General features: G+C 69.1%; 13 protein-coding genes. 11 read left to right on the top strand and 2 right to left on the bottom strand.

The annotated features are described in order from the left end of the window. Positions 1-300: 300 nt before the first annotated feature. From ACNAW0_RS04460 to ACNAW0_RS04490, 7 genes are all read left to right on the top strand, one after another. Positions 301-1,671 carry a cytochrome P450 gene (locus tag ACNAW0_RS04460; protein WP_416286418.1) on the top strand — a complete coding sequence of 457 codons (1,371 nt, stop codon included), beginning with the start codon at positions 301-303 and terminating at the stop codon, positions 1,669-1,671. Then, entirely contained in the window at positions 1,668-2,588 is a 921-nt protein-coding gene (locus ACNAW0_RS04465) for a terpene synthase family protein (RefSeq protein ID WP_416286419.1), read from the top strand. Before ACNAW0_RS04460 ends, ACNAW0_RS04465 begins: the two co-directional genes overlap by 4 nt. Positions 2,589-2,602: 14 nt before the next feature. After that, complete coding sequence (locus ACNAW0_RS04470; RefSeq protein WP_416286420.1) at positions 2,603-4,222, top strand: prenyltransferase/squalene oxidase repeat-containing protein; 1,620 nt, start codon at positions 2,603-2,605, stop codon at positions 4,220-4,222. Positions 4,223-4,360: 138 nt separating this feature from the next. Continuing rightward, positions 4,361-6,733: a nitrate- and nitrite sensing domain-containing protein gene (locus tag ACNAW0_RS04475; protein ID WP_416286421.1), complete on the top strand. Its 2,373-nt coding sequence runs from the start codon at positions 4,361-4,363 to the stop codon at positions 6,731-6,733. Positions 6,734-6,772: 39 nt separating this feature from the next. Beyond that, positions 6,773-7,192 carry a roadblock/LC7 domain-containing protein gene (locus ACNAW0_RS04480; RefSeq protein WP_416286422.1) on the top strand — a complete coding sequence of 140 codons (420 nt, stop codon included), beginning with the start codon at positions 6,773-6,775 and terminating at the stop codon, positions 7,190-7,192. 9 nt (positions 7,193-7,201) lie between these two features. Continuing rightward, on the top strand, positions 7,202-7,579 hold the full coding sequence (locus ACNAW0_RS04485) for a DUF742 domain-containing protein (RefSeq protein WP_416286423.1): 378 nt from the start codon (positions 7,202-7,204) through the stop codon (positions 7,577-7,579). After that, the gene (locus ACNAW0_RS04490) at positions 7,560-8,171 is read left to right on the top strand and encodes a GTP-binding protein (protein WP_416286425.1); all 612 of its coding nucleotides are present in this window, start codon (positions 7,560-7,562) and stop codon (positions 8,169-8,171) included. Before ACNAW0_RS04485 ends, ACNAW0_RS04490 begins: the two co-directional genes overlap by 20 nt. A 21-nt stretch (positions 8,172-8,192) precedes the next feature. On the opposite strand, the gene ACNAW0_RS04495 is transcribed toward ACNAW0_RS04490, so the two are convergent. Next, the gene (locus ACNAW0_RS04495) at positions 8,193-9,488 is read right to left on the bottom strand and encodes an MGDG synthase family glycosyltransferase (protein WP_416286426.1); all 1,296 of its coding nucleotides are present in this window, start codon (positions 9,486-9,488) and stop codon (positions 8,193-8,195) included. A 15-nt stretch (positions 9,489-9,503) separates the two neighbouring features. Between ACNAW0_RS04495 and ACNAW0_RS04500 the strand changes: the two genes are divergently transcribed. From ACNAW0_RS04500 to ACNAW0_RS04510, 3 genes are all read left to right on the top strand, one after another. Further along, positions 9,504-9,812, top strand: a complete 309-nt coding sequence (locus ACNAW0_RS04500) for a hypothetical protein (RefSeq protein WP_416286427.1) — start codon at positions 9,504-9,506, stop codon at positions 9,810-9,812. 87 nt (positions 9,813-9,899) lie between these two features. Then, positions 9,900-11,537, top strand: a complete 1,638-nt coding sequence (locus ACNAW0_RS04505) for a hypothetical protein (protein ID WP_416286428.1) — start codon at positions 9,900-9,902, stop codon at positions 11,535-11,537. A 281-nt stretch (positions 11,538-11,818) separates the two neighbouring features. After that, complete coding sequence (locus tag ACNAW0_RS04510; RefSeq protein ID WP_416286429.1) at positions 11,819-13,006, top strand: hypothetical protein; 1,188 nt, start codon at positions 11,819-11,821, stop codon at positions 13,004-13,006. 40 nt (positions 13,007-13,046) lie between these two features. On the opposite strand, the gene ACNAW0_RS04515 is transcribed toward ACNAW0_RS04510, so the two are convergent. Beyond that, entirely contained in the window at positions 13,047-14,339 is a 1,293-nt protein-coding gene (locus ACNAW0_RS04515) for a D-alanyl-D-alanine carboxypeptidase family protein (RefSeq protein WP_416286430.1), read from the bottom strand. Between the two features lie 239 nt (positions 14,340-14,578). Between ACNAW0_RS04515 and ACNAW0_RS04520 the strand changes: the two genes are divergently transcribed. Further along, positions 14,579-16,795, top strand: coding sequence for a BTAD domain-containing putative transcriptional regulator (locus ACNAW0_RS04520; RefSeq protein ID WP_416286431.1), 2,217 nt, complete (start codon positions 14,579-14,581; stop codon positions 16,793-16,795). The last annotated feature ends 370 nt before the right edge of the window (positions 16,796-17,165 follow it).

The following is a 17,165-nucleotide window of genomic DNA, read 5'->3' on the forward strand; positions in this document are numbered from 1 at the left end:
TGCCGACGCTTAACCCTGAGCTGGGAGTCAACAAAGGACCCGGGTGCCGAATGGGAGAGGTGTCGTGGCGGCTGCGGATGTCTAGCGCGGGGTCAGGAGTCCGCGCCAGAAACGTGCCATCTGGCGGGTGTGCCCGTCGGTGGTCCGCGACGCCCACCGAGCCCTCGTCGATGTCGGCAACTGGTCCAACGGCAACGTCGTGCGGGCATCTCTCGACGTCTCACGCCCTTGCTTCAGGGCACCAGCTGGCCGTGCGGCTGCCCTAAGCTCGGCGTGAACAACAGATCGTGAAGGAGCTCGATGTCTGAGGCGAAGGTCATCCCCGGCCGGGCTAGGTCGGTTTCCCTACGCAACGCACTACCGCGTCTGGTCCGGGACCCGTTGGGGGCTCTCGTTCATTTCGGGGACGAGTCCGGTGGCGAGATCGTGCGGCTGAACCTCGGCACCTTCCGTCCGTACCTGGTTACCCACCCCGAGCACCTGCAGCAGATCCTGCGTGACAGGACCAACTACATCCGCGACGGCGAGAGCATGCTGTGGCGTCCCGTTCGCCGAGCGGTCGGTGACGCGATCCTCGTCACCGAGGGAGAGTTGTGGGAGTCCAGTCGGGACACCCTCCAGCCGCTGTTCACCGCCAAGCGTGCCGAGATGCTGATCGACCGGATGGCGGTAGCAATCGCAGAGGCGGTCGAAGCTCTGGATGAGCCGGCACGAACGGGCCAGGCCGTCGACGCGGTTACCCTGATGTCGCGAATAGTGTGCCGGGCCACCACCCGGGTGCTCTTCGGCAAGAAGATCCCTTTGCCCGATGCGCTCCAGATCTTCATGCATCTGGGCACGATCACGCGGACGATGGTGCCTCGAATGCTCGCCCCGGGCGTGCCCTACTGGATTCCCATGCCCGGTGACCGTGCGTTCCGCAAGGCCGTGGAGGGCATTGACGCACTGGTCCTGCCGATCATTCGGAAGGAGCGCGCGAACCCGGGCGACGGCGACGACATCATCGCGACGCTGTGCCGCCCGCGGGCTGACGGATCGCAGGCCAGCGAGGAGCAGATCCGCAGCGACGTCGTCGCCATGTTTTCGACCGCCAACGAGACCACGATCGCCGTCTTGTCCTGGCTGTGGCCGGTCCTTGAGGCGCACCCCGAGGTGGCCGACCGGCTGTATGCCGAGATCGACGAGGTCGTCGGGCGTGGGCCGGTGCAGCGAGCGCACATTCCGGAGTTGCGCTACAGCCGGATGGTCCTGGACGAGATGCTGCGCCTTTGGCCTGCGGGCTGGACCATCCCGCGTACAGCGGTCGGGGAGCAGGTCCTGGGCGGCGTTCGGATCGAGGCCGGAGCGACCATCCTGATCAGCCCGTACGCGACGCAGCGGATGGCGACGTTCTGGGATCGCCCGGACGTCTTCGATCCGGAGCGGTTCTCCCCTGACCGCCCGAAGCGGCAGTATCGCTACAGCTATTTCCCCTTCGGGGGCGGCCCACACCAGTGCATCGGCCAACACCTCTTCCTTCTCGAGGCTCCCATCATCATGGCCACGCTACTGAGCCGGTTCCGTTTCCGGCTCGGGCAGCCAGCCGACCTTACGCCGCGGCTCGGCGCATCGCTGCGGCCCCGACCAAACACGCTCACTCTGCTACTGCGCGAAGGCTCCGCGGTCTCGTGACTCCAATCCCGCATGCACTGCTCGCCGCAGACGACCTGCTCACCGTGGCGGAGCAGGGACGGATCTGCGCGTTGGCCGCCCGCCTCGAACGTGACTTACACGAGGTCGTGTCCCACCACCAGGACCTGTTTACCGGCCGGCCTTTCGACTCGGCACTGATCAGCAGCATTGCGATGTCGATCGCCGCCACTGCGCCCGAATACACAGCTGAGCAGCTGCGCGTGACAACGCGGATTCTGCTATGGGTGTTCGCGGCGGACTGGCAGATCGACTACCTGGCCCGTACTGCAGACGACGTGCGGGCAGTGATCGCTGGCTGCCTCGCGGTTGCCGACGGCAGCGCGCCCCCCGACATGCACCCCCTGGCCCGGCTATTGGCCGAGATCCGCGACGAGTTGGCGCCGACGCCAGCGTTTGCCGCCATGCAGCCGATGTGGCGAGAAGAACTCGGGCGAATGTTCGCGGCCGTCGAGCAGGAATGGAACTGGAAAACCACGCACGAGGCCACATCAGGCCTACGACGTTGCGCCCCGACGCTCGATGAGTACCTCGGCAACGCCGACAACCTCGCCTGCGTGCTGGTCAACGTGACGCACTGGATCGTCATCGGGGATCAGGACTGCCTCGACCACTGCGCAGACCTGAGAGTCGCCAGCCGCGAGGTGCAGCGCGCGTTGCGGCTCGTCAACGACCTAGCCACGTATCGGCGCGACCTCCAATGGGGGGACCTGAATGCGCTCATGCTCGTCGACGACTCCGCCGAGGTGACCGCCAGGCTCACAACACTTATCGAGGGCTGCCACGAGCTGATTCGGCCGTTGGAAACAACCTGCCCGGGGCAGGCTGCCTACATGAGACGCCAGATCGCGTTTACGAGCGGCTTCTACGAGGTGTCGGACTTCTGGGGCAGCCTGTGAGCAGCGAGAGCACCATGATCACCGACACGGTGAACGGCGCCATCGACGTCGCCGTACGTGATCTGATCGCCAGCCTGGTGGCGGAGCCGTGGGGTCATGTTGCCCCGTCGGTGTACGAGACCGCGCGGCTCGTGACGCTGTCTCCGTGGCTCGGCGGGCATGGCGAGCGCATCACATACCTGCTGCAGAGCCAGCGGGCGGACGGGGGGTGGGGCCCGCCGCAGGGGTATGCGCTGGTTCCCACCCTGAGCGCCACCGAGGCGCTGCTCGGGACCCTCCGGCGGATGGGATCAGGGGCGCAGCGGGATCACGGGGAGGCACAACTGGCCACTGCGGCCGCCCGAGGCCTGCAGGCGCTCACCAACTGGCTACGCGCAGATCTCCTGGTGCCGGACACGCCGGGAGCGGACCTTATCGTGCCGTCCCTGGTGGCAGAGATCAATCAGCATCTCGACCATGTGGCAGCGCCCTGCCTCGAACCCTGGCAGGGCGGGCGGTTAGGCCTGCCAGCGGGCATGGACGAGATCCGCCTCGTCAAGGTCCGACACGCGATGGCGGCTGGAGCTGAGCTGCCAGGCAAGTTGCTGCATTTCCTGGAGGTCCTGGGCCCTGCTGCCCGCCGCGCCGCGGGTATCCACCCGGTGGGGCCCGGCACGGTCGGCGCCTCGCCGGCGGCAACCGCTGCCTGGATCGGCACCCCCGATTCACTTACCCCCACCGACCCGGCCCTGGCTTACTTGGCAAAGGTTGCTGGCGGTGGACCGGTGTCGTGTCCGCTTCCCATCACCGTTTTCGAACAGGCGTGGGTGGTGAGCGGACTGGCACGCGCCGGCATGCGGTTCGCGGTTCCCCCAAGCACTGTGGCAAGCCTGGGCGCGGCGATGGACCCGATGGGCACACCCACCGGGCCAGGGCTTCCCGCCGACGCGGACACCACGTCGGTGGCGCTGTTTGCGCTCGGGCAGATCGGCCAGCCTGTAGACCCCAGAGGCCTGTGGACGTACGAAACCGCGGACGGGTTCTGCACATGGCCGGGTGAGGATGGGTTCTCAGTCACCACCAACGCGCACGTCCTGGACGCCATCGGTCAGTATGTGCACAGCGCCAATCCCGCGCCACGCTACGTGGCCGCCATCGAACGGCTGACGACGACTCTGCGAGAGCACCAACGGCCCGACGGACAGTGGCACGACCGGTGGCACGCCTCGCCGTACTACGCCACCATGTGTTGCACCCTGGCGCTCAACGACTTCGGTCGCGGGCACATGGCAGTAGAGGCGGTGGCGAGGGCCGTCGACTGGGTCCTGTCCACCCAGCGGTCCGACGGGTCGTGGGGACGTTGGGGCGGCACCGCCGAGGAGACCGCGTACGCGCTGCAGGTGCTCCTGATTGCGCGCCCGGGTGCCGCTGGTGTTGGCGCGGCCGCGAGGCGCGGCTACGCATACCTGTGCGGCGCGGCGGGCCAGAGACCTGATCCCCCCCTGTGGTACGGCAAGGAGCTTTACCACCCGGCGGCGATCGTCGGCGCCGGGGTGCTCGCCGCCTTGCACCTCGCGCGACAGCGACCGGACGTGACCGCAGCGGCGGCCACCACAACTGCGCCCAACCCCCGACAGGCTGCTGCAAGCCGGTGATCAGGGACGCTTGAGGGACTTCTTAGACACTGCTAGCGTGCCACGTTGTCGCGCACCTAAGATCTCGGGCGCGTCCAGGTAGCACAATTCACCAGGGCTTTGTATCAGATGCTTCAAACGGCCGACTGGGACGGTGTAATGCGTTCTCGCAGTACCAATCTACGCACCAAAGTGGTCGCGATGTTGGCGTCGCTCACCGCCCTGTGGGCGTTCGCGGCGTGGGTGACCCTTCGGGACGGCCTGAATCTGCTCTGGGTCAATACGCTGAACAGCACGGTGTACGAGCCGAGCGCACCCCTGCTGACGGCACTGCAGAACGAGCGCCGACTCACGCTGGCCTACCTGGGTGGTTCAAGCGACAGCCAGGCGCGGACGGCTCTGGACACGCAACGGCACGAGACCGAGCAGCTCGCCGCAAGCTTCAAGGAGTCCGCACAGAGCTGGCAAGCGGATCTCGCTGGCAGCGCGACGCTGGCCAAGCGACTCGACGCCACCTACGCCAGCTTGGATGCCCTTGTCGTCACGAGGAAGTCCATCGATGAGCGCAATATCGACCGGATGAGCGCGGCGGCCGCATTCGCTGACTCGATTGACTCCATCTTCGGTATCTACCACGCCACCGCGAGCCTTGATGACAAAGAGATCGCGGGATACGCCGCCGCGCTCATCCAGCTGAACCGTATGGGGGAGCTGATTTCGCAGGAGGACGCGCTCATGAGCGGTGTCCTCGCCAGCGGTCGGCTTACCGCCGTTGAGCAAGGGCATTTCGCGCAGCTTGTCGGTGCCCAACGATTCGCGGGTGCCGAGACCTCGGCCGAGCTGTCACCCGACGACCGCACCCGATACGAGCAGCTGCTCGCCGGCGACGCCTTCGGCCGTCTCCGGTCGATCGAAGACAAAGTTGTTCGGACCGGCCCCACCCGGTCGAGTCTTCCGGTCGAGGCGGCCCAATGGCGCACCGCAGTGGACGACGCCCAGGCCGAGCTGCAAGATGTCGTAGCGGCTGGCGGCAACGGGATCGTGTCCGATGCCGTAGGCGTGGCCGTCTGGGTCTTCGTCCGGCTGCTCCTCGCGGCAGGTCTTGGAACGATCGCCGTGGCCGCCTCGATCGTTCTCTCGATCACCACTGCCCGTGCGTTGGTAGCCCAGCTGCAGCGGCTTCGCGATGCCGCCCACCAACTCGCCGACGAGCGGCTGCCCGGCGTGGTCGAGCGCCTTGGCCACGGCGAGAACGTCGACGTCGCCGTCGAAGCACCACCGCTGGACTTCGGCTCCGACGAAATCGGGCAGGTCGGTCAAGCCCTCAACCGCGTCCAGGAGACGGCCATCCGCACGGCCGTGGAGCAGGCGGAGCTGCGGCGAAACGTGCGTGACGTCTTCCTCAGCCTCGCCCGGCGTACGCAAGGCCTCGTCCACCGCCAGGTGACCCTTCTCGACGCGATGGAACGCCGGGAGCATGACGCCGACGAGCTGGAGGATCTGTTCCGCGTCGACCACCTCGCCACCCGCATGAGGCGCAACGCCGAGAACCTCATCGTCCTGTCCGGCGCGGCGCCCGGGCGCGCCTGGCGCCGCGACGTACCCATGATCGACGTTGCGCGCGCGGCGATCCAGGAGGTGGAGGACTATACGCGAGTGACGGTGCTGCCGTTCGCCTCAGTAGGCATGACCGGCCGCCCCGCCGGTGACGTCATTCACCTGCTCGCCGAACTCGTCGAGAACGCCCTGTCCTTCTCGCCCCCGAACACGGAGGTCGAGGTGCGGGGGCAGGAAGTGGCGCGCGGCTTCGTCATCGAAGTCGAGGACCGTGGTCTCGGCATGAGCGAGGAAGAACTCGCCGACGCCAACGAACGCATCGCCAGCCCCACAGAGTTCAACCTGGCCAACGCCGACCGGCTGGGCCTGTTCGTCGTCAGTCACCTGGCCAGGCGGCACGACATCGGCGTGAAGCTGAAGGCCTCGCCATACGGCGGGACCACCGCCGTGGTGCTCATTCCGTCGGAGTTGGTGACCAAGAACGAAGGCCCTGCCGCGGGGTCGCCCAAGGCCGGCGGCCTGTCAGCCGACCAGCCCAGCGCGTCCGGCGGGGGCCTGCCCGCATCGGAAGAACGACGGGGGGCGGTGGTGCTGGCGGAGCCGCCGGTCCACCAGCCCACGCTCGAACTACCGGCAATCAGGTCGCGGGAGCCGCTGCGCAAGGCCGCTGATGACGCCGCAACGCCGATGCCGGAGCCACCCGACGCGGGCACCCCGGTGAGGCAGCGTCCACAGCCGATTGCGGATCGCACCCCACAAGGGTTGCCCGTGCGGGTGCGGCAGGCGAGCCTGGCTCCGCAACTGCGGGCAGAGGCCGATTCGACGCCAGAAGCGTCCGAGGAGGCCGACGCGGGTAGGTCGCCGGAACAGATTCGCAAGCTGATGAGCCGCTACCAGACCGGCACGCGTCGTGGGCGGGACGACGCGCGGCTGCTCAGCGACGAAGACGCAGAGCCCTCTGCCGCCGATGACTGACCGGCGATGGGGACCGACCGGTAGAAAGAGGAAGAGCTAGTGCAGCAGCAGAACTCTTCGCGGTCCGATCTGGCCTGGCTGCTCGATGACCTGGTCGGACGTGTCAAGCAGACCCAGCATGCCGTCGTGCTCTCGGTGGACGGCCTGCTGATGGCGTCCTCCGCCGGACTTGGCCGTGAGGACGCCGAGCAACTGGCCGCGATCTCATCGGGAATCCAGAGCCTCGCCAAGGGCGCCGGACGCCACTTTGGCGGCGGCCCCGTACGACAGACCGTCATCGAGATGCAGTCGTCGTTCCTGTTCGTTACGGCGGCTGGCCACGGCGCCTGCCTGGCCGTCCTCGCGGCCGAGGACGCCGACGTCGGGCTGGTCGCGTACGAGATGGCCATGGTCGTCACGAGAGCGGGCAAATATCTCGCTTCCCCAGCTCGCGGCGACGTCCAGCTCACGGGGAGGTAGAGGCCGTCCATGACGAGGCCTGACACAGAACCGCTGTGGGTCGATGACGAGGCCGGACCGGTGGTGCGGCCTTACGCCATGACCCGCGGGCGGGCCAGACCGAGGAACGGCTTCAACGTGATCTCCCTCGTAACCGCGACCCGGGCGGTGCCGTACATCGACATCGGCCTGGTGCCGGAGCACGCTCAGATCATCGAGTTGTGCCAGCAGCCGCTCGCGCTGGCAGAGGTTGCCGCGTATCTCCGACTGCCACTCAACACGGTCCGCGTCCTGCTTGACGATCTGGTCGCGCGCCAGCTTGTGCAGGTCTCCGAACCCCGTCCGCCCGCCACTCTTCCCGACGACAGCGTATTCGAGGCGCTCATCCATGGACTACGAGAACTCTGACAGGGACGATCGGACGATCCTGCCCACCGCCCTCAAGATCCTTATTGCGGGTGGCTTCGGCGTAGGCAAGACCACCCTCGTCGGATCGGTCAGCGAAACCCAGCCGCTGCGCACCGAGGAGGTCCTCTCCGAGCGAGGCATCGGCGTGGACGACGTCACCGGGGTCGAGGCGAAGTCCACCACCACGGTGGCGATGGACTTCGGCCGGATCAGCTTCGGCGACGACCTCGTGCTCTACCTGTTCGGCACCCCGGGACAGGACCGCTTCTGGTTCCTCTGGGATGAGCTGGCCCTCGGCGCTCTCGGCGCCGTGGTGCTCGCCGACACCCGCCGCCTGGCCGACTGCTTCCCGTCCATCGACTACTTCGAGAACCAAGGCCTACCGTTCATCGTCGCCGTGAACTGCTTCGACGGCTCTCGACAGTACAACCTCGACGAGGTGCAGATGGCGTTGAACCTCGACCCGGACGTCCCCGTAATGCTGTGCGACGCCAGGAAGCGTGAGTCCAGCAAGGAGGTCCTCATCGCCCTGCTTCAGCACGTCATGAAAGGGCGCGGCGTGACGCGCGAGCCCGAAACCGTGAAGTCCTGACGCCGGCTGCGCGGCTCCCAACTACGGCGCACTGCTGCTCGGCCTGGTCGTGGGCTCTGCCATCAGCACCAGGTCGCTGAGTGCGCGCGCCAGACGCAGCGGCCAGCCGGCGACGAACCGGGCGGGCTCATCGACCGCGAAGTCGGTGCGCAACAGGTTCGGCGCGCTCGCGTATCTGCGTACCCATGAGACGATCTCGGACGGCCGCACGCACCGGGCCACCCCCATCGCTTCGGCGGCGTGGGCGTTGAACTCCTCCTGGCCGGGAACCACGTCGACGATGAGGGTCGGCCGGCCGCTGAAGGCTGCCTCGTTGAGGGTGAACCAGCCGGCCTTGCCGATGACCAGGTCGCAGGCCGCTAGAAGCACCTCGAAGTCGTCGGACGGCCCCCGGACCAGCCATGGCCGATGGGCGGCGATGTCGTGGAAGCGGGCCAGCAGTTCCTTGTTGTCTCCCGCGTTGAGGATCAACTGCACGTCCAGATCGCTGCCGGCCAGGTGCCTGGCGGCCGCGAGCACCCCATGTCCCAGCCCCGCACCACCCGCGGTGAGCAGCACTGTGAACCGCTGGCAGAGGCCGAGCCTGTCCCGGGATTCGGCCTGCTGCCGGCGTGTATACAGGGCAGGCAGGACGGGAGCGCCAATGACCGTGACGTTGGACGTGGGCCCCAGCACGCGAACGGCGTGCTCTCGGGTCCCCGGATCGGTCAGCAGCAGCCGGTCGTACCGGCCGTGAAACCAGATCCTGTTGACCGGCCCGCTGTCGGTGACGAGCGGGATGACGGGTGTGTCCCTGGCTGCCTGTCTCTGCGCGCACAGGTAAGCGGCCACCGGATGGGTGGCGATCACAAGATCCGGTGCTATCCGTCGTAGCCACCGTGCCGCCGATCTGCCGAGCGCGAGGTCCGACAACCGGCAGACGATGCCGGGCCATCCGCTCGCAACCTGGTAGAGCCTGCGATGCGGATGACCGTGGAAGCGGCTCGTGGACCACCGGTAGGCGCTGCGGAAGGCGCGATTGAGGTGTAGCGGCCGGAAGAGGTGGGCGAACATGTCCTCGACCGCTACCTCGAGATCGGGATTGCGCTGGCGAAGCAGACAGCCGACGGCGTCGGCCGCCCGCATGTGGCCGTCGCCGAACGGTGCACCAACGACGAGCACCCTTTGTATCTTCCTGCCCGCCACCCTTCGACTTCCCCCACCGTCGCATGTCACCGACCGGATCCCCTTCGGCCTGATCAGCATCGATGACCGCATTCGAACACCAGCCAGCCTGTCCAGGATCCCGCGTGTTCCCCGAATCGGTTCGGCGTACACCTGACCGCTGGTGCGGTGGTCGCCGTCGACGGACTGCCGGTGCTCGACCCGGCCTGGGCCGTCGCTCCCGCCGCGCTGGTCGCGTTGCCAGCCGACATCTCGGCGCTGCGCCGGGATGACTCGGCCGCGGCCAGCGCCTGGCAGCACGCCGTCGGTGGGGTGCTGCAGGAGGCGCTCGCGTCCGGCTGGCGGGCCGACTGGGATCCCAGTGGCGCCTACCGGCTCACCGCGAACAGCCCACGCGCCATGGGCAGTGGTAGTACATCCGTTGGGGTTGGCACGGGCAGCGCCGAGTCGGACGACGTGACGGTTCCGCATCGGTGAATCCGGTCGACATGGTAGATGTGGTGCAGGGGCACCTGGGCGGTGGTGTCCGTATGGCGGCAGCCTGGCCGGCGGCAGGAGGTCGGCGTGATGATCCCGCTGCGATCGGCGTCCAGGAGCCTGGCGCTCCTGCTTCTCACCGCGTTCCCGCCGGTGCTGGAGGCGGTGCTGGCAGCCCGTTCCGGCCTGGGGTCCGCGATGGGAATGGCTCCCCAGGCGAGCGCCCTGCCACCCTTCGCGACCTTTCACGACCTGCGCTGGATCTCCGTCTACCACCACTCATGGCCGCAGTTCGCGGGGGAACTTGCCGTGACAGTCGTGGTACGTGGTCTGTGGGTCACCGCCATCGTGCTGGTCGCCTGGCCGTCGCACGTGCGACCCCGACCGGCGTTGGGCCGGGCGCTGCTCACCGGCATCACGGGCACCGCTGCCCTGATCGTCGTCATGCTGCCCTGGGCCGCGCTCTCGGTGGCACTCAACGCGACATCACTGTCCTGGTTCTTCGTCGGCGACGTGGGTCCGGTGTTCGTGCTGGGACTCGTCATGCAGCGGGCCGGCCTGGTGCCCACCTGGTGGCAGGGGGCACCGCCACCGGCCGCTGTGCTCTGGTCCGTGGTGGCGTTCCTGATCCTGACCGTTGCCTCCGTACTCGTATCCGCCGCCCCGGACCCGTTGTCGATCGCGCTGGCTGCCATCGCGGGTGTGGCGAACGGCTGGCTCTGGCTGCTTCTGCTCGCCGCGGTGCTCGCGGCGCCCGTCCGGTTTGTCCGGGTCCCGGTCGCTCCGCTCGTCGCGGTCGGGCTGGTGGTGGGCATCGCTCCGGCCGGGTTCCTGGGCCGGGCCGCTGCCCAGACGGCCCAGCAACCGCCAGCCCCCCTGCCTGCTGGCCCCGACGGGGATCCGCCGCAGGCCCTCATCTTCGTGAGTGGCTACGACTCCGTCGGCGACGGCGGGTCAGCCGCCGGCGGCCAGCACGTTGCCGACAGCATTCCGTTAGAACTGTTCTCCTACGCCGGTCTTGACGACCAAGGCCGACCGCTGCCGTACCGGGCCGAGCAGACTCAGCAGTCGCTGGAGAGGAGCGCTGAACTGCTCGACGCCCAGGTCACCGAGGTGCACAACCGTACGCGTAAACCGGTGGCGTTGCTCGCGGAGAGCGAGGGCACCCTCGTCGCCCGGACCTACCTGCAGACTCGTCCGCACCCGGCCGTGGTTGCGGTCGTCCTGCTCAGCCCGCTGCCCAACCCGGCCGTTGCGAGCTACCCGCCGTCTGGTGCCGGACGCGGCTGGGGGGTGGGTGCCGGCGTGCAGTTGCGGGCGATCCTGACGGTCGTCAGGTGGTCCAGCCGCCTGCAGGTCGACGCGGACCTGCCGTTCCTCCGCTCGCTCCTGAACAACCCGCAGCGCTACCGCGATCAGATGTTCTGCCCGGTGCCGGGAATACGCATGGTGGCGTTCGTACCGCTCAGCGATGCCCTCGCCGGCCGGCCCGGCAGCCCGCTGGACGTGCCTTTCGTCCTGGTGTACACCCTGCATGGGGGCACGTCCGGCAGCAGCGCGGTGCAGCGACAGATCGTCGAGTTCCTCCACGGCGAGACGCTACCCACCACCGGCGAAGAGCTTTATCGGGTGCTGCGGGCCGCGGCGGCCGCCTGGCAGGCGCCGCCGCTACGGCTCTCCCTCACCCATCCGGCCGGATATAGGACAACCGGCTGTCACGCTTGAACCGCTGCGACGGCAGCCCCGGGTAGCCGGCTCCGGCGCTGCGAGCGCCCTCGCCGTCACCGGCCGGGGCCGGCGACAGCGTGCCGATTTTACGCAACATGAATCGCCGCTTGGAACGCCGCCGGTGTGAAATTGCGCGCTCGCAGTTCTGGGCTAACGCGCACTACCCTTCACCAGATACCTGGAAGGCCGGAGGCCGGCGCGAAACGACGGCTGGAAACGTTGGCCTGGACAGGCCGTCCGAAAATGCCCCCCATGCGTCCGACACGGCGTGGAGAGACATGATTAAGAAGATGCGAGGTCCGGCCGCTTTCCTGCTCGTTGCCCTTTTCGCGGCGATGATCATCGGCCGAATCACGGGTTTGCGCCCGTTCGGAACCAATTTCGCGGCAGCAGGGCCCAAAGTTGAAGCTGTGTCCGACCCGGATGTGGCGAAGAACGACGGGCCTCCAGCCTCGCCGGCTGATCTGTTCAACGGGACGGCGACCTTGGCCCAGCCGAGCGGGTCACCGTTTCCCGGCGCCATCGGCAGCCACGCCGAAAGCACTTCGGTCATCTGGAACGGGCAGTACCTCATGTACTACCGGACCTTCATCAGCCCGGCGGGGGACACCTGCTCCATTCCGCAGGGCGTGGCGATGGCGACCTCGAACGACAGCGGAGCCACCTGGACGCCGGTGGACGGAGGACGTCCGCTGCCGGGCCTGCAGACGGTCCAGCAGGGCCAGAGTTGCAGCTTTGACGACAGCGTCGAAAGCACCTGGGTGTACTCACCGGACGTCATCGCCGATGGATCCCGCCTCGTAATGGTGTTCGAGCAGCGTGACCACGACCCGAACTACGCCGGGCCAGGGCAGGGACGCAGCCTGCACTCCGTTCGATATGTCACCAGCACAGACGGGCGTAACTGGTCGGACAGCCAGCTCCTGCTCTCACCCGGAGCGGTTGGTGCGTGGGACGACGAGATCGGCACGCCCGACATCGAAAAGGACGGGACCGGCTACCTCCTGACGTTCCACGGCCACGACGCGACGGGGCGCACGAAGCAGACGCGCGGGGTGGTGCGGCTCGACACGCTGGACCACGAATACACCGGCGCTCGTCAGAAGATCAACCTGTCGCCGACCCCGGACTGGGCCAACTTCGGAGTCGGCAAGGCGGACATGACTCGCGAGCCCGACGGCTACTGGTACATCGTCTTCGAGGCCTTCTCCGGTGCCAGCGGAGCGTGCGGCCGAACGGACACGCAGACGGTGGTCGGCATCGCGCGTAGCACCGACGCCGTGACCTGGTCGGTGGCACCGACGCCGTTGATCTACGGTCGCGACGGGCTCAGCTGCGGTTACGACATGCCCTCCTGGCAGATCCTCGGGAATGTTCGGGGCATCGTCACGCCCAACGACCCGCCGGAGAGCGGCAGCCTGGTGCGCTGGAACATCGTCGGCAAGGAGGCCCGGAGCGAGCCGTGAGTTCCGTTCGTGCCGCGTGGGCAGGCCGTGTTCCCCCGGCTCACCGGTGCTGTCGGATGCGGTCCCAGGTGCTGGGCGGCTCCAGCCCCACGTCGGTTCGTAGCGGAGTGGCGACCTTGGTGCCGCCGCCGGCGACCGCGGTGACCCGCCCATGCTCGGCCTCGGCCGGCAGCCGCGCCGGTACGGCTGGGATGTCGATGCCCAGCCGTACCGGCATGCCGGGCCAGCCCACCACGGTCAGGTCCTGGGCGGCGTTGAGCGTCGTGCCCGCGCCGAGCGGCCCCCGCACGGTGGCGACCTGATCGCCGGCCCGGACGACGGCGTGCACCCCGATCGCGGCGGCGGCGGTACGGACCAGCGGCCGGGTCACCCGGAACACCCGGTTCAGCTGTACAGGAGTGTTTGCGCCGGGCTGCCCCAGGACGGCGCCCACGATGGTGAATTTCCCGCCGGCCACCTCGACGACGGCGGCGAAGACGAGACAGCCGCCGGCCTCGTCGGTGGACCCGGTCTTGATCCCCACGATGCCGTCCCGGCCGACCAGCGAGTTGTAGTTTTTCACGGTGCCGGCGACCGGCAGGGTGGCCTTCTTCTGCGCCACGATCTCCGCGAACGCCGGCAGCTCCATCGCCTTGCGGGCCAGGACCACCTGGTCGACAGCGGTACTCACGGTGCCCGGGTCGTACCCGGACGGATCGGTGTAGTGAGTGCCGGTCATGCCGAGCGCGGCGGCGGCGTCGTTCATCTTTGCGACGAATGCCTCGATGCTGCCGGCGTCCCAGGCGGCGAGGATCCGCGCCATGTTGTTCGCCGAAGGCAGCAGCAGCGCCTGCAGCGCCTGGCGTTCGGTGAAAACCGCGCCCGCGACGACCGGCACGAGGGACTCGCCGCGGGCCTGCTCCTTCGGGTACGCGGCGGCCTGCTGCACGCTGACAGTGAGCTTCGGGCCCTGCTCGCCACGGTCGAGGGGATGCCCGGTCAGGATGACGTACGCGGTCATCACCTTGGTCACGCTCGCGATCGGCACCGGCTTGCTTCCGCCCGACCTGCCGAGCGAGCCGAGCCCCTCGACCGAGAGGGCGGCCTGCCCGGTTTTCGGCCACGGTAGCGCCGGGGCCGGGCCGGGGATGACCATCGACGCCGGCAGGGCCCGCGTGACCGTCGGCGCGGGCAGTGGGCGGCGCAGTGGCGCGATCGCCACCAGCGCGGTGGCCGCCAGGAGCACGGCCAGCAGGCCACTGATCAGCACCCAGGGGGCGCGGGCGCGACGCCGACTCGGGGGTGGTGGCGGGATCGCTCCGATCGCCTGAGTCGTCGCAGAGTCGAGCATCATGTTTTCCTCCCCATCGGTCGTTACACGCGCAATCTGTGTCGGCGGTTGCACTCAGATTCGAGGTAGCACTGATCCGCGAATGGGGCGGAGCGGCCTAGGTTCTTCGTCGGGACTGGTCCTGGCCGGACGGTACGGGGAGCAGCTTGACGACAAAGAGTACGTTCGACAGTTGACAGCGGCGCGGTCGGCGGCGCGGAGTCACCCTCACCCCGGGATCGGATGACGAGGACCAGTGACAGGTGAGCGGCGTTGGCGCCAAGACCACCGACAAGGGTGGTCCTGACATGCTTGGCGTTCTCGGTCCGGTAGAGGCGGCCGTACGGGACGGGCGTTACGACGAGGCCCTGCGCCATCTCGCGGCCGTGCCGGCGGACGCGCCGCTGCCGGCGGCGCTGGCCTGGCGCCTCGGCGTGTTGCTGCATCAACGCGGGCGGTTCGACGCGGCCGAAGCCTGTTACCAACGCGCGGCCCTCGACGTTGCGGACCAGCATCAGGCGTCCGCGCTGGCGGACCAGGCCCAGGTGCTCGCCGGGTGGGCCGCGACCCGCTGGGCCAGAGGCGACCAGGCGCGGGCCCGGCAACTCGCCGAAGAGGCCGTCCGCGTCGCGGAGCAGAGCGGGGACGACTCGGCGGTGGCGGCGGCGTACGTCGCCCAGGCGCTGGCCGCGTTCAGCGACGGCGACCGGGCCGGCAACGAGTACGCGTACGCCCGGGCGCTCGCGGCGGCCGAACGAGCCGGTGACTTCGGCCAGCAACTCCGGATCCGGTGCAACATCGGCTCACGGCTGGTGGAGGAGGGACGCTATCGGCCGGCCGTCGACGAACTCCGGGAGGCGGTCCGGCTCGGCGAGCTGCTCGGGCACCAGACGCTGCTCGCGTTGGCGCTGCACAACCGGGCGGAGGCCTGGTTGGGGCTGGGCGAGTTGCGCCGCGCGCGTAGCGACGCGGACGAGGCCCTGGCCCGGTGGCAGCGGGCCGGGTCGCCGCTGGCGGCCTTCGGGTTGACGCTGACCGCCCGGGTGCACCGGGTCCGCGGCGCGGTCCGCCAGGCGATGGCCGCCTACCAGGCGGCGTTGGCGATGGGAGAGCCGGACGGCAACGCCCAGGTGTTGGTGGAGGCGTGCGCGGGGCTCGCACGGATCAGCTACGCCGACGATCCGGTGGCGGCCGGGCAGTACGCCGAGCGCGCCCTGTGCATGCCCAGTGCCGCCGGGCCCACCGTCGCCGAACTGGCCGCGGGCTGGGTCGCCCTCTGTTCCGGTGATCCACAGGCCGCTCTCCGGCACGCCGAACAGGCCCGATCAGAGGCGGGCCGGCGTCGTGACGCCGCAGGCCTGGCCGAGGCCATGGAGCTCGCCGCGCTCGCCTCCTACGGGGCCAACCCCGAGGCGGCATCCACCCGGGCGGTCCGCCGTCTCCTCGCCGGCCTGGTCGAAGCAGCGGCCATCTGGGTCGAGCTCGGCAACGAGTTCGCCCTCGCCACCAACGCGCTACTGCAGGCGCGCCTCTGCGGCGACCAGGTGGCGGAGGAGATGGCCTACGAACGGCTGACGCAGATCGGTGTGCAGGAAGGCGCCTGGCAGGTCGCCGGTCCGTTGGCGGCAATCGGGCCGGCGCCTGTCCCCGAGGTCGAGGTGCAGACCCTGGGCCAATTCACCGTGCGGCTGGCCGGGGTGCCCGTACCGACCGGTAGCTGGCAGTCCCGCAAGGCGCGGGACCTGCTCAAGATGTTGGTCGGGCAGCTCGGGAAGCCGGTCGCTCGTGAGGCCCTGGCCACCGCGCTGTGGCCGGAGGCCCGCCCAGAGGTGGCGCTGCGCCGCCTGTCGGTACTGATCTCGACCGTCCGGGGCGTACTCGATCCGGACCGGCGGCATCCGGCGGACCGCTACCTCGCCACCGACCCGGCCACCGTACGGATCGACCCGGCGCATGTCGCGGTGGACGCGCTGCGTTTCTACGAAGCGGCCCGGGCGGCAATCGCGGCGGACGGCGCGAGCACGACGAAGGCCCGGCCGAGCGGCAGCCCGCACCCGGAGAGGGCCGCGGTCGTCGAGGGTGCCGCTGTCGCCGACCGCGAGGTACGGCTCGTGAGCCGCCTCGAGGCGGTGGTGGCCAGGTACACGGGCGATTTCTGCGACGACGGCGAGATCGTTGGAGGCTGGGTGGAGCGACCCCGTGCCGTGCTGGCCGACCTGCACCGCGAAGTGATCCACAGGCTGGCGAGGCGGTGCCTGCAACTGGGTCGCACCGAGGTGGCGATCGGCTGGTACCTGCGGCTCACCGTCGAGGACGGCTACGACGAGCCGGCCCACCTGGGGCTGATCGGCGGGTTGTCGGCCGCTGGGCGCCACGGCGAGGCCGGTCGCCGCTACCAGGAGTACGTGACGCGGATGCGTGAGATGGACATCGAGCCTGCGCCGTTTCCCGTCGCTGAGCGGGGTCATCCGTCCACCTGAACAATCCCTGAACGACTCCCGAAACCGGCCGATCAGACTGATCAAGCGGACGGACGCGGGCCGCTGCCGGCAGTTGCCGGCAGGGGCTGCGGATCGTCATGGAGGTCGGACGTATGCGCGGGTCGGCTCGCGCTCGTCAGAGGGGGATCGATGACACGAATTCGGGGGAGTGTTGCCGCACTGGCGGTCGGGCTCCTGTTGGCAGGCTGCGGGCCCGACGACTCGGCACCGGCGGCGGGTGGCGCTGGCTCGGCCGGCGCCGCGGGTGCGACCACCCCGGCCGACGGCGCGAAGGCGACAGCCAAGGCCGACGGCGGGGACGGGACAAGCCAGGGCACGTCGGGTGGCGGCGGCCGCTGGTGTGAGGCGG

Origin of the sequence: Micromonospora sp. SL1-18 (genome assembly GCF_047921505.1) — a bacterium.
GTDB lineage: Bacteria > Actinomycetota > Actinomycetes > Mycobacteriales > Micromonosporaceae > Micromonospora.

Bases quoted from the DNA above. Each gene is read 5' to 3' on its own strand.
- ACNAW0_RS04460 (WP_416286418.1), top strand. From the start codon at position 301: ATGTCTGAGGCGAAGGTCATCCCCGGCCGGGCTAGGTCGGTTTCCCTA.
- ACNAW0_RS04485 (WP_416286423.1), top strand. From the start codon at position 7,202: ATGACGAGGCCTGACACAGAACCGCTGTGGGTCGATGACGAGGCCGGA.
- ACNAW0_RS04475 (WP_416286421.1), top strand. From the start codon at position 4,361: ATGCGTTCTCGCAGTACCAATCTACGCACCAAAGTGGTCGCGATGTTG.
- ACNAW0_RS04470 (WP_416286420.1), top strand. From the start codon at position 2,603: ATGATCACCGACACGGTGAACGGCGCCATCGACGTCGCCGTACGTGAT.
- ACNAW0_RS04490 (WP_416286425.1), top strand. From the start codon at position 7,560: ATGGACTACGAGAACTCTGACAGGGACGATCGGACGATCCTGCCCACC.
- ACNAW0_RS04510 (WP_416286429.1), top strand. From the start codon at position 11,819: ATGATTAAGAAGATGCGAGGTCCGGCCGCTTTCCTGCTCGTTGCCCTT.
- ACNAW0_RS04515 (WP_416286430.1), bottom strand. From the start codon at position 14,339: ATGATGCTCGACTCTGCGACGACTCAGGCGATCGGAGCGATCCCGCCA.